The organism is Clostridium sp., from assembly GCF_047777555.1.
GTDB lineage: Bacteria > Bacillota > Clostridia > Clostridiales > Clostridiaceae > Clostridium_H.
The window spans coordinates 91862-104440 of sequence record NZ_JBKEEV010000003.1; the positions used below are offsets into that span (position 1 = coordinate 91862).

Here is a 12579-nt window from a genome sequence, read left to right on the forward strand (position 1 = left end):
TTAATCTATCTCCTTAAGTATCATTTCTGCAAGTTTAAATCCTAAATCTTCTGCTCCTTCAACATTTCCTTCTATGGCTTTTTGAACAAGCTTTGAGCCATCCTCTTTTCCTAAAAGCCCTTCTAGCTTTATCTTATCATTATTTATAGTACAAATTGCTCCTATAGGAAGGTGGCATCCTCCATTTACACCTTTTAAAAATGCTCTTTCACATTCAGCTTGTATCTTTGCATTCTTATCCTCTATAGATTTTAATATATTCTCTAAATCTTCTCTTCCACGCTTTATCTCAAGAGCTAGTATTCCTTGAGCAGGGGCTGGAAGTACTATATTTTTATCTAAATAAAATATATTATAATCAATATTATTAATTAATCCTAGCCTTCTCACTCCTGCTGCAGCTAGAACTACACCATGAAGATTTTCGCTTTCTATCTTTCTTATTCTAGTGTCTACATTTCCTCTTATAGGCACAATGTCTAAATCTCCTCTATATCTTAAAAGTTGATACTTTCTTCTCTTGCTGCCTGTACCTATTTTAGCTCCTTTAGGAAGGTCATCTATGGTTTTATATTCTCTCTTAAGCACTAGAATATCTCTATAATCTTCTCTTTCTGGTATATAAGAAAACTTAAGATTATCAGGAACTGAAGTAGCCATATCCTTCATACTGTGGACTGCCATATCTATTTCTCCACTTTCAAGCTGTTCTTCAATTTCTTGAACAAATATTCCCTTTCCTCCTATTTTATCTAAAGCCACGTCCTTTATTTTATCACCTTTTGTCTGTATTACTTTTACTTCAAACTCTACCTCAGGATGCTTTTCTTTTAACTTTTCAATAACCCAATTTGTCTGAGTAAGTGCAAGCTTACTTCCCCTAGAGCCAACTACTATTTTCATATATTATGCCCCTTTCTCCTCTCATTCTCAATAAACCTTTTAAGCTCTTCAATAGGCATATTTATTATATCTTTTAGTATTTTCCTTTTCTCTACATCATCATTATAGTTTTTTAATATAAGTTTTCTTGCTTCTCCTAATAAGTCTATATACTCTTCATATTCTTCAGAATATGTATTTTCTAAGTCTCTTTTTATTTTAGCTGCTAGAGATGGACTTTTTCCCATGGTTGATATGGATATTACAAGACTTCCCCTTTTTATAGAAGAAGGAACTATAAAATCTGAAAGTCCCATATTATCGATTATGTTACAAAGTATATTATTTTTTCTGCAGTAAGTACTTATATCTTTATTTATTTCTGCCCTATCTGTTGCTCCTATTACTAAAAAAGCATCTTTTATATAATCTTCTTTAAATTTATCCTCTATTATCTCTAGTTTTCCACTAAATCTATTCTTTAGCTCTTTAAATTCATCTAAAAACTCTGGACTTATAACTCTAACCTTTCCTTGAAATTCTAGAAACTTTTTCACCTTCCTTAGAGCAACCTTTCCTCCACCTATTACTGCAATTAACTTATCTTCTATATCTATCATTAAAGGATAGTACATAATATCCCCTCTTATTAAAAATTAAATATATCGTTTACTACATTTATATACTCATTTATTTTTTCTTCATCTTTTAATCCTTTTAAATTTAAAATAGGATCCTTTACTAACTTTGTAAGAGCTGATGAGAGCATTTTATCTATTACTTTTTTGCTCTTTTCATCTAATTCTAGCTTCTTATCTATATATTGAAAGTATTCATCCTTTATTTCACTACATCTTTCATTTAAATTCTTAATTACTGAGTCAACCTTTATACCCTTTGACCAATCAATAAATTCCTCAACCTTTGAATTTATGATATCCTTTGCAATTTTTGAAAGTTCTTCTCTCTTTTTCATATTTTCTTCTGATATATTTTTAAAATCATCTACATCACAAAGAGTAATATTCTCTAAAGTTGCTACCTTTTTTTCCACATCTCTTGGAAGGGCAAGATCCATTATGTATAAATTATTATGTATTTCCTTCATGTGATTAAAATCTAGTATAGTATGTGGAGCTGAGGTTGCTGTAATTACAATATCCACATTTTCTATTACCTCATAGCGCTTTTCAAACTGTATTGGCTTTACATTATGAAATTTAGAAAGCAAGTCTAAAATATTATTATAAGTTCTATTAGCTATGTATATTTCACATAAATCTTCCTCTAAAAGATGAGTTAAAGCAAGCCTTCCAATCTCTCCAATTCCTATTATACAAGCCTTTTTTCCTTTGAGAGAACCTAATTTTTCTTTTAAAATCTTTATAGCTATGTAAACCATAGAAATAGGTGTTTCTGACACCTTTAAATCAGTTTTTATCCTTTTAGCTGAGGTTACAGCTTCTTTAAAAAGCTTGTTTAATACCTTTCCGCTTAGCTTATGCTTTATGGAAAAGTCTAACGCCTCTTTAACTTGACCTAGTATTTGATCTTCACAAAGTATCATAGAATCTAAACCTGCTGCTACATAATATACATGAAACAAAGCATCCTTATTTTTTTTGTAAATAAATATTCTTCTATGTTTTCTATGCTAAAAAATTCTTTATAAAATTTTTTAACTGTATCAATATCCTTATCTAACTTTTCACTGATTACATATATTTCACTTCTATTGCAAGTTGACAATATAACAATTTCTTTTATTCCTTTATCTATAAGATACTTTCCTGCTTTCTCTTTTTGAGACCTAGAAAAAGAAACTTTTTCTCTTATATCTATAGGCGTATTATTATAGTTAACTCCTATTACTGCTAGATTCATAATGTCCTCCTAATACATAACATCTTTTACATGCTGAAGGTATATCTTTTGATATTCTATATTTTCCCCTAGACCATGCTCATAAATGCTTACCTCAAACTCTTCTCTTTTCAATATATTTTTTAATGAGTCATCTTTATCTCCAGCAATATCACGCATTCCATGCCCTCCAAAAAACAGCATAAAAGGCATTAGAAATATTTTTCTTACCTCATCCTTTTTCAATTTTGATATTATATCATAAATAGTAGGATATTCATCAAGAGTTACCACGTAGAATCTTAATCCCTCTTCATCAATAATTTCTTGAAACCTCTTATAGAATATATTAGATGTATGCTTTGTTCCATGACCTACTAGAACAACTGCTTCATCATGGTTTAAGCATGGCACTTGAGTTCTCAGTGCATCTAATGCTCTTTTATAATCCTTTTCGTAATATAAAATAGGCCTTCCTAAAGCTATGTTTTTAAAAATAGTCTTATACTTTTTTAAGGTTTCTACAATTTTTTCATACTCGCTTCCTGGTATTATATGAAGAGGCTGAAGTATCACATTTTCAAATCCTTCCACATTCATTTTTTTCAACGCCTTTTCAACATTATCTACTATTATACCACTGTTTTTTCTTAATTTCTCAATTATAGCTTCCGAAGTGAAAGCTCTTCTAACCTCCCAATCTTTAAATTCTTCTGATATCATATTTTCTATACTTCCTAATGATACTCTTATAGCTTCCATATTGCTAGAGCCTGAGCTAATCACAAGAACTCCTCTTTTGTGTATTGTTTTTCTACCCATTTATAAAACTCCCTCATATATAACTTTACTTTATTACACAAATTATAAGCATTTATTATAGAAATGTAAAATCCTAGCGCATAAATACTTTTACCAATCTAACCCTTATACTTGCCCTACATAAACGAAACCGTATGATTTAATCATACGGCTTAAATTAATTTCTATCATGTATATCCTTTACATACTTTGAGCACTTAATATTTCTTCTTTCCTATCCATCATTTCATTAGTAAGCAATACTTTTTCCACTTGTTCAAAGCCTATTCTATCAATCATATCTCCAAATCTTTCTCCGTCTTTTCCGTATTCTTTATAATATAGTATAGACTTTTCTATAAATTCTAATGCTTCTTCTACAGTAAATATATTGTTCACCAAGTCTCCTACTCTAGGGAGCTTACCCCACTTACCACCTAGAAATATTTTTACTCCTTCTTTATCTAGTTCTACTGCATCAAAGTGGCATTTGCCTATGCATTGTCCACATTTCCTGCACTTATCAAAGTCTATTTTCATTTTATTATCTACTCTCTTAGCAGCGCCTGCCTTACAAGTTTCCTCAACAGCACATTTTTTGCATCCTAAACATTTATCTTGATCTAGCTTTGGCTTCCTTTGTCCCATTATTCCTAAATCATTTAGACTAGGTTTTGCACAATTATTAGGACATCCTCCAACAGCTATTTTAAATTTATGTGGAAGTTTTACATCATACCATCCATCATAAAATCTTTCATGTATAGTTCTGCTTAACTCTTGAGTATCTAAAAGCCCCCATGTGCAAACTGTTCCCTTGCAAGAAGTAATTGGTCTAACTCTTGCGCCTGTTCCACCAGAATAAAGTCCTACTTCTTTAAGCTCATCTTTAACCTTATCTATATCTTCATATTTAATTCCGCGTATCTCAATACTAAGTCTTGAAGTAAAGGCCATATGCCCTTCTCCATACTTTTCAGATATTTCTACTACCTTTCTCATTTTTTTAGGATCCATAGTACCATCTACTGTTACTATTCTACATATAAAATGCTCTTTATCTCTTTGCATTATGAATCCTTGTCCCTTTAATCCAGCTATTTCTTCTGAAGTCAGATTAGTCATAACTATTCCTCCTAAATAAATTTCATATATTGTCATAACTTTATCAATCTTTTTTAAATATTTTACTTTCTCTACAATTACATATTACTACTGATTTTTACCAAAATCCAATCAGAATTTGTCATAAATTCATAAATAAAGCTTATAAATTAACCATAACTTTTGATTACTTCAATTTAGCCGCCTTAACTTATACGAACATTACTTGATTTTTTTAGAAATTAATATGTATATATACGAATATTATTTAATTTAATATTTGCTATTATATTGATTTATCTAGATGAGAATGTTATTATTATAACATAACGTCCTAAAAAAATAATTTTATTTACATAATTATGAGCATATGATTTATGAATCTATAATGCTGCTAGTATTTTGCATTATGAATATACTGGATATTCTCTTTTTATTTTTTATATTTTGTGATTATAATCACATATTTTAACATTATCAAATATTATAATAAATTATAAGCAAATTATAACAGACTTAAAATTTCATTGATACAGATTATAGACTTAAAATGATAACCCCCTTATAATTAGCCTATAAAAAGGTTATTCAATGAAATATAACACATCATATTATTGATGTAATACACTAACTATATATTAAAGGAGTGTGTAAGTATGTTTAAACAATGGGAAGGTTTTAAAGATGGGAATTGGAGTAAAACTATAGACGTAAGGAACTTTATTCAATTAAACTATACTCCATACACTGGAGATAAAAGCTTTTTAGCGGGCCCAACTGAGAAGACAAAAGCGGTTTGGGAAAAGGCCAGCCAGCTTATACTGGAAGAAGCAAAAAAAGGTATTCTTGATGTTGATACAAAAACTATATCAGGAATAAACAGCTTTAAGCCTGGATATTTAGACAAAGAAAACGAAGTTATAGTAGGCTTTCAAACAGATGCTCCCCTTAAGAGAATTACAAATCCTTTTGGTGGAATAAGAATGGCAAAACAAGCCCTAGAAGCTTATGGTTACGAAATAGATAAAGAAATGGAAGAAATCTTTACTAAATATAGAAAGACTCATAATCAAGGAGTTTTTGATGCCTATACTGAAGAAACAAGGGTTGCAAGAACAACTGGAGTTTTAACTGGACTTCCCGATGCATATGGAAGAGGAAGAATTATTGGAGACTATAGAAGAATTTCTCTTTATGGTATAGATTTCTTAATTGAAGAAAAGAAAAAAGATCTTAAAAAATTAAAAGGAGTTATGCTTGATGAACTTATAAGACTTCGTGAAGAAGTTACAGATCAAATTAAAGCTCTTGAAGAGATAAAGAAAATGGCTGCATCTTATGAATTTGATATATCAGAGCCTGCAAAAAATGCTAGAGAAGCTGCTCAATTCTTATACTTTGGATATTTGGCCGGTATAAAAGAAAATAATGGTGCTGCAATGTCTCTTGGAAGAACTAGCACTTTCCTTGATATATATATTGAAAGAGATCTTCAAAATGGAATAATTACAGAGGAAGAAGCTCAAGAAATTATAGATCAATTCATAATTAAGCTTAGAATGGCAAGACACTTAAGAACTCCTGAATATAATGATTTATTTGCAGGCGATCCAACTTGGGTAACTGAATCTATAGCTGGGATGGGAGTAGATGGAAGAACCCTTGTTACAAAGACTTCCTTTAGATATCTTCACACTTTAATAAATCTTGGAACTGCACCAGAACCAAATATGACAGTTCTATGGTCTCAAGACCTTCCTGAAAACTTTAAGAAGTACTGCGCTGAAATGTCTATTTTAACTGATTCAATTCAATACGAAAATGACGACATTATGCGCCCTATCTATGGAGACGATTATGCTATAGCATGTTGTGTATCTGCTATGCAAGTTGGTAAGCAAATGCAGTTCTTTGGAGCAAGATGCAACCTTGCAAAAGCTCTACTTCTTGCAATCAACGGCGGAATTGATGAAAAGAAAGGCTTAAAAGTTGTACCAAATATAGAACCTATAACTGATGAAGTTTTAGATTATGAAAAAGTAAAATCTAACTATTTTAAAGTATTAGAGTACATTGGAGATCTTTATGTTAACACAATGAATATAATTCACTTTATGCATGATAAATATGCTTATGAAGCTTCTCAAATGGCTCTTCACGATACAAATGTTGGAAGATTAATGGCCTTTGGTGTAGCTGGATTATCTGTTGCAACAGACTCATTAAGTGCAATTAAATTCGCAAAAGTAAAACCTATAAGAAAAAATGGGATAACTGTTGACTTTGAAGTTCAAGGTGATTTCCCTAAATACGGAAATGATGATGATAGAGTAGACAATATTGCTGTAGAAATTGTTGATAGGTTCTCTAAAGAACTTAAAAAACATCCAACCTATAGAAATGCTGAACATACACTTTCAGTATTAACAATAACATCAAATGTAGTTTACGGAAAGAAAACTGGTTCAACACCTGATGGAAGAAAGCTTGGAGAACCTTTAGCTCCTGGAGCAAACCCAATGCACGGAAGAGATATTGAAGGAGCCCTAGCTTCTCTTAACTCAGTTGCTAAAATACCATATTGTGCATGCCAAGATGGAGTTTCAAATACTTTCTCCATAATTCCAGATGCTTTAGGAAAAGATGGACAAACTAGAATAAATAATTTAGTTTATATAATGGACGGATATTTTGGTCAAGGTGCTCATCACTTAAACGTAAATGTATTGAACAGAGAAACTTTAATAGATGCTATGGACCATCCTGAAAAATATCCAACACTTACAATAAGAGTTTCAGGATATGCAGTTAACTTTAACAAATTATCAAAAGCTCAACAAAAAGAAGTTATAAGCAGAACTTTCCATGAAAAAATGTAATAAATTAACCTTATGAGGTGATATTATGCCAAAGGGAAGAATTCACTCAATAGAAAGCATGGGACTAGTAGACGGGCCTGGTATTAGAACGGTAGTATTTTTTCAAGGCTGCCCTTTAAGATGTGCTTATTGTCACAATCCTGACACTTGGAATATGCAAGGCGGAACGGAATTTACACCTGAAGAACTTTTAAAAAAGATTTTAAGATTTAAGCCCTATTTTGAAAAATCAGGAGGCGGAGTTACTTTCTCTGGCGGAGAAGTACTCCTTCAACCAGACTTTTTACTAGAAATCTTAAAATTATGCAAAGAAAATGATATACACACAACCCTTGATACTTCTGGCTTTGGCCTTGGAAAATATGATGAAATTTTAAAATACACTGACCTAGTAATATTAGATATTAAACATGTAGATGATGCGGGATATAAAAACTTAACTGGCCAAGGGAAAAAAGGTTTAGATGAGTTTTTAAAAGCTTTAGCTAAATCAGGTACAAAACTTTGGATACGCCATGTTGTAGTTCCAAAAATTACAGATTCTGAGGAACATATTTCAAAGCTCGCTCATATAATAAAACAAATAGATAATGTAGAAAAAGTAGAATTGCTTCCCTATCACACTCTTGGTGTTAATAAATACGATAGACTGGGGCTAGACTACTTATTAAAGGATACTCCGCCAATGGATAAAAATAAGCTAAAAGGGCTTGAATCCCTTCTAACTCGGCTCCTCCTTTGTTAATATATAAACCTTAAAAAGCTACTTAGAGATTTCTAAGTAGCTTTTTTCTATAACTTTCTATATTGAACCCTATCAGTATCGTCCTCTATGATTACTGCATCAAATTCACCATTCTCAACTTCTGCCTTAAACTTCTTTCCATCCTCTGTTCTTTTTTCTACTGGGAATTCCTCCATTACCACATCCTTATATTCAAAAGGACGTCCTGAAGGAATAGCATTTAATTTGTTTATATCTATATGGCTCTTTTCAGTCACTACTATCTCCTCCTTAACACTAAAATTGCTGTAAAGTTTAAAAGAAATCTAATAGTAGTATAAGCATATAAATGAAGATTATTAATTTTTATAAACTGCTTATCAATAAAGCTATATTTAGAGCAGCTACTATGATTCCTATAATCCAAAGCAATATCTTTTCTATACCTGAATTTGCATACTTACCCATAACCTTTTTAGATGATGTTAAGTATATTTGCAGCAATACTGAGATAGGTAACTGAACACTTAAAAACATCTGAGAATATACAAGCCCCTTAAAAGGATCACTTATGAAGAAAATTGCAAGAGCAGCCACAATTAAAGTAATTCCAACTCCTGCTTTTGTATGACTGTCATTTATATCATAAGGTTCCTTAAAAAGCCCTGCAAAAATACTTCCTCCTGCCATACCAGCAGTTACAGAAGAAGATATTCCTGCAAGAAGCAGCGCAATTGCAAATATTACAGAAGCCGTGTTTCCTAAAAGAGGTCTTAGCATTTGCTGTGCTTGACCTAATTCTGTAACATGAATTTTTTGTGTAAAGAAAGTAGATGCTGCAATAAGTATCATAGCACTATTTATTGCCCAACCTATTATCATTGAAAGGAAAGTATCAAGAAATTCATATTTTAGCTGCTTTGCTATTACCTCATCATCCTCTAAGTTCCACTGTCTGCTTTGAATAACTTCTGAGTGTAAAAATAGATTATGCGGCATTACAACTGCACCAAGAACGCTCATTATAACCGGCATGGATCCTTTAGGAAAGCTTGGCTTTGCCCAACTTATAGCGGCTTCGCTCCAATTTACATTGACAAAAGTAAGCTCTACTATAAAAGATAAACCTATTAGTGATACAAAACCTATAATCCACTTTTCAAGCTTCTTATAGGAGTTTGTATAAAGCATCCACATAACTACTCCTAAAACTAAAACTGCACCTATCTTTAATGGAAGTCCAAAGAGCATCTGAAGAGCTATAGCTCCTCCTAAAATTTCTGCTAAAGCTGTAGAAATTGTAGCCATGATTGCTGTTATTAAAGCTATTCTGCTCACCCAAGGTCTAAGATATACTGTAGCAGATTCTGATAAACAGTATCCTGTAACAATGCCAAGATGAGCTGCATTATGCTGCAGCATAATTAGCATAAAGGTTGACAATGTTACCATCCAAAGAAGTGTGTATCCATAATCTGCTCCTGCAGCTACATTAGATGCCCAATTTCCTGGATCGATAAATCCTACTGTAACCAAAAGCCCCGGTCCTATATATTTAAAAAAGTCTAAAGCCATTAACTTTGCTTTATGATTTTTCCCCCAATTGCCCATAGACTTTAACAGTCTCATATTATTCACCTCAATCTATTTAATAGAATTTCATAATATTTTAATTGTATCCTCTATTATACTAGAAAATTCTATAAAGCAGAATAATTTCTATTAATAAATAATAATTATTAATATTCAATTATAAATTATTTATCTCATAAATTCAATATTATAATTTTCATTATGGATAAAAATAAATCTTAATTTTAAAAAGGTTTATAATACTAAAAATTTAAGATGAATTTCATCATATTGAAACATAAACTTAAAATGTTATGCATTATATATTATTAATAAGCAAGTTCTTAGGGAGGTGTTACAGTGATTAACATATTTAAAGTAGGAGAAAAAAGAAATATTGGATTGCTCATTCTAATTATATTATTGATAGAAGGAGCTGGATTTTTATCTGGATTTCTAGGAATGTCTAATATGGGATCCTATCAAAATATTATAAAACCTTCTTTTGCTCCTCCAGGATGGATTTTTCCAATTGTCTGGGCTGTATTATACTTTCTTATGGCCGTTTCTCTTTACAGAATAATATTAAAAGGAAAGCAGAATAATAATATAACTAAAGCTTTAATTTTGTTTTTTATTCAATTATTTTTAAATCTAATTTGGACAAACATTTTCTTTAAACTTAATTTATATGGACTAGCGTTTATAGAGATACTTTTAATGCTCGTTTTTATCCTTTTAACCACATTTGAGTTTTGCAGACATGATAAAATAGCTTCGTTCTTAATGATTCCATATATTGCTTGGGCATCCTTTGCAGGTGTTTTAAACTTTGTCATATGGATGCTTAATGAAATGTAATTAATAGAGCGTGGTGTAAATTTTTCACCACGCTCTATTAATATTATCCATTTATTAATTAATATGTTTGATTTAATCTGTTAATATACTTATATCCTTCATTTACCGTAATGGTAGTTATACTGACATTATCTACCTTAAACCTATAAAAATACAATGGTTCATCAAATACCCAACATAAAGCTAAACGAATTACAGAATCATGAGTAACTAAAAGAACAGACTTATTCATCTTACATAGCTCTTCTAAAAATTCACTTACTCTATTATATACATCTAGTAACGATTCTCCTTTTGGAATCCTATAGTTATAGATATCCTCTATCCAAAGCTTTGTTTCCTCTGGGTAAATTTTTGATATTTCTTCAAAGGTTTTTCCTTCAAATATCCCAAAATCAATCTCTCTTATTCTATTATCTTCTTTACCTTCTAAATCTAAATAATGTATGGTATCTACAGCTCTTTTATAAGGACTATAATAAATCTCTTCATAATTATATTTCTCTAATAATTTTTTTATTTGTAAAATTTTTGCTTTACCTTTCTCAGTTAAAGGAGTAGAAATACTACTATATACTTTCTTTACATTATCCTCACTCTCACCATGTCTAACCATAATTATATCCATTGACTCACACCCCAAAATGAGAATAGAGAAATAAGCATTCCTAATTCGATTATGGTACCATACACGTCACCGGTTAAACCATTTATTTTTTTATATGATATATGGCTAATGATTTCTGCTAAAAGATAGTTAATTATAAGAGGTATTACATATTTTATATTTATAGATATTAAAAGAATTAAGTAAATAATAGTGCTTATTATTATCAGCTTTTTAGGATTGCTTTTATGAAATAAAGTGCCTAATCCAGTATTCTTAGCTGATTTCTTAGTAGATATAATTATACTTGATACTAGTCTACTATTAGCAAAAGACAAAACCATTGCTAAAGGTACATTATTAATGCTCATTATTAATACAAATAAGAACATTAAATACAAAACTATACTAATTACTCCGAAGGTTCCTATTCTGCTATCCTTCATAATTTCTAAAGTTTTTTCACTATCCCTATTTGCTAAAAAGCCATCAAAGGTATCTGCTAAACCATCTATATGAAGTCCACCAGTTAGAATTATGGTTATTAAAAGTGTTAGAAATGATGCCATAAGCTTATTATAAGGTACAATTAAATAATATACTATACCACCAAAGCCACCAATAATAGCTCCAACCAATGGCATAAAAAATATGCAATATCTAATGTTTTTTTCATTAAACTTCACAGCAACATTAATAGGTATTCTCGTAAAAAACTGTATTGCTAATATTAATCCTTCAATCATTTTATCTTCACCGGAATTCCACAGCATACTAAATAAACTTGATCTGCCACTGCTGCAATACGCTGGTTTACACGTCCTTGAATATCTCTAAAAGCTCTAGATACAGGATGACTTGGCACAATAGAATCGCCAACTTCATTAGTTACTATAACAAGATTGTAATTTTTTTCTCTAATTTTATCTATTAACCCTTTTACCTCAAAGAATACCTTGTCTTCAATCAACTTTTGAAGTTCAAAACTTATATTTTCTTCATCTTTGGACATATCATACATTATATTAGATGTAAGAATTGTAACACAATCAAGCAAATATTTTTCCTCATTACCAATTGCCTTGCTTAAGTTATAATTTCCTTCATATGTACGCCACTGTTTGGGCCTAGAATTTTGATGGTGCTTTACCCTTTGTTTCATTTCATCATCTATAGCTTTAGCTGTGGCTATATATACTACATCCTTATCATTTTCATATAAACTTTCTGCAAATGTGCTTTTGCCGGACCTAGCACCACCAGTAACTAATGTTATCATCCTTTTA

General features: G+C 30.8%; 12 protein-coding genes and 1 pseudogene. 3 read left to right on the forward strand and 10 right to left on the reverse strand.

Annotation, left to right across the window (positions count from 1 at the left end; all coding sequences use genetic code 11):
• The 5 genes and pseudogenes from hemC to ACFWTK_RS06425 form a co-directional block, all read right to left on the reverse strand.
• Positions 1–903, reverse strand: a complete 903-nt coding sequence (gene hemC / locus ACFWTK_RS06405; RefSeq protein ID WP_415875233.1) for a hydroxymethylbilane synthase — start codon at positions 901–903, stop codon at positions 1–3.
• A complete protein-coding gene (locus ACFWTK_RS06410; RefSeq protein WP_415875234.1) occupies positions 900–1517 on the reverse strand; it encodes a precorrin-2 dehydrogenase/sirohydrochlorin ferrochelatase family protein in 618 nt (205 codons plus the stop codon). The genes hemC and ACFWTK_RS06410 overlap by 4 nt, the downstream gene beginning before the upstream one ends.
• Before the next feature lie 14 nt (positions 1518–1531).
• Positions 1532–2766: pseudogene (gene hemA, locus ACFWTK_RS06415) on the reverse strand (glutamyl-tRNA reductase).
• Positions 2767–2775: 9 nt separating this feature from the next.
• Positions 2776–3567, reverse strand: coding sequence for a sirohydrochlorin cobaltochelatase (locus ACFWTK_RS06420; RefSeq protein WP_116485982.1), 792 nt, complete (start codon positions 3565–3567; stop codon positions 2776–2778).
• A gap of 180 nt (positions 3568–3747) precedes the next feature.
• Positions 3748–4671, reverse strand: a complete 924-nt coding sequence (locus ACFWTK_RS06425) for a (4Fe-4S)-binding protein (RefSeq protein ID WP_415875235.1) — start codon at positions 4669–4671, stop codon at positions 3748–3750.
• Between the two features lie 635 nt (positions 4672–5306).
• Between ACFWTK_RS06425 and pflB the strand changes: the two genes are divergently transcribed.
• Complete coding sequence (pflB, locus tag ACFWTK_RS06430) at positions 5307–7529, forward strand: formate C-acetyltransferase (protein WP_415875236.1); 2223 nt, start codon at positions 5307–5309, stop codon at positions 7527–7529.
• Positions 7530–7554: 25 nt separating this feature from the next.
• Positions 7555–8274, forward strand: coding sequence for a pyruvate formate-lyase-activating protein (gene pflA / locus ACFWTK_RS06435; RefSeq protein WP_415875237.1), 720 nt, complete (start codon positions 7555–7557; stop codon positions 8272–8274).
• Between the two features lie 47 nt (positions 8275–8321).
• Here pflA and ACFWTK_RS06440 read toward each other — a convergent pair whose 3' ends face one another.
• Both ACFWTK_RS06440 and ACFWTK_RS06445 read right to left on the reverse strand, forming a co-directional pair.
• Entirely contained in the window at positions 8322–8531 is a 210-nt protein-coding gene (locus ACFWTK_RS06440; protein WP_415875238.1) for a hypothetical protein, read from the reverse strand.
• A gap of 88 nt (positions 8532–8619) precedes the next feature.
• Complete coding sequence (locus ACFWTK_RS06445; RefSeq protein ID WP_415875239.1) at positions 8620–9882, reverse strand: Nramp family divalent metal transporter; 1263 nt, start codon at positions 9880–9882, stop codon at positions 8620–8622.
• A 306-nt stretch (positions 9883–10188) separates the two neighbouring features.
• On the opposite strand from ACFWTK_RS06445, the gene ACFWTK_RS06450 reads away from it, so the two are divergent.
• Positions 10189–10686 carry a TspO/MBR family protein gene (locus ACFWTK_RS06450; RefSeq protein WP_415875484.1) on the forward strand — a complete coding sequence of 166 codons (498 nt, stop codon included), beginning with the start codon at positions 10189–10191 and terminating at the stop codon, positions 10684–10686.
• A gap of 58 nt (positions 10687–10744) precedes the next feature.
• Here ACFWTK_RS06450 and ACFWTK_RS06455 read toward each other — a convergent pair whose 3' ends face one another.
• The 3 genes from ACFWTK_RS06455 to cobU are packed head-to-tail and all read right to left on the reverse strand — an operon-like array spanning position 10745 to position 12572.
• Positions 10745–11314 (reverse strand): histidine phosphatase family protein, encoded by a 570-nt coding sequence (locus ACFWTK_RS06455; protein WP_415875240.1) that lies wholly within the window; start codon positions 11312–11314, stop codon positions 10745–10747.
• A complete protein-coding gene (gene cobS / locus ACFWTK_RS06460) occupies positions 11305–12039 on the reverse strand; it encodes an adenosylcobinamide-GDP ribazoletransferase (RefSeq protein ID WP_415875241.1) in 735 nt (244 codons plus the stop codon). The genes ACFWTK_RS06455 and cobS overlap by 10 nt, the downstream gene beginning before the upstream one ends.
• A complete protein-coding gene (cobU, locus tag ACFWTK_RS06465) occupies positions 12036–12572 on the reverse strand; it encodes a bifunctional adenosylcobinamide kinase/adenosylcobinamide-phosphate guanylyltransferase (protein ID WP_415875242.1) in 537 nt (178 codons plus the stop codon). The genes cobS and cobU overlap by 4 nt, the downstream gene beginning before the upstream one ends.
• Positions 12573–12579: the final 7 nt, after the last annotated feature.

Bases quoted from the DNA above. Each gene is read 5' to 3' on its own strand.
- ACFWTK_RS06445 (WP_415875239.1), bottom strand. From the start codon at position 9,882: ATGAGACTGTTAAAGTCTATGGGCAATTGGGGGAAAAATCATAAAGCA.
- pflA (WP_415875237.1), top strand. From the start codon at position 7,555: ATGCCAAAGGGAAGAATTCACTCAATAGAAAGCATGGGACTAGTAGAC.
- ACFWTK_RS06455 (WP_415875240.1), bottom strand. From the start codon at position 11,314: ATGGATATAATTATGGTTAGACATGGTGAGAGTGAGGATAATGTAAAG.
- pflB (WP_415875236.1), top strand. From the start codon at position 5,307: ATGTTTAAACAATGGGAAGGTTTTAAAGATGGGAATTGGAGTAAAACT.
- ACFWTK_RS06420 (WP_116485982.1), bottom strand. From the start codon at position 3,567: ATGGGTAGAAAAACAATACACAAAAGAGGAGTTCTTGTGATTAGCTCA.
- hemC (WP_415875233.1), bottom strand. From the start codon at position 903: ATGAAAATAGTAGTTGGCTCTAGGGGAAGTAAGCTTGCACTTACTCAG.
- ACFWTK_RS06425 (WP_415875235.1), bottom strand. From the start codon at position 4,671: ATGACTAATCTGACTTCAGAAGAAATAGCTGGATTAAAGGGACAAGGA.
- cobS (WP_415875241.1), bottom strand. From the start codon at position 12,039: ATGATTGAAGGATTAATATTAGCAATACAGTTTTTTACGAGAATACCT.
- cobU (WP_415875242.1), bottom strand. From the start codon at position 12,572: ATGATAACATTAGTTACTGGTGGTGCTAGGTCCGGCAAAAGCACATTT.
- ACFWTK_RS06410 (WP_415875234.1), bottom strand. From the start codon at position 1,517: ATGTACTATCCTTTAATGATAGATATAGAAGATAAGTTAATTGCAGTA.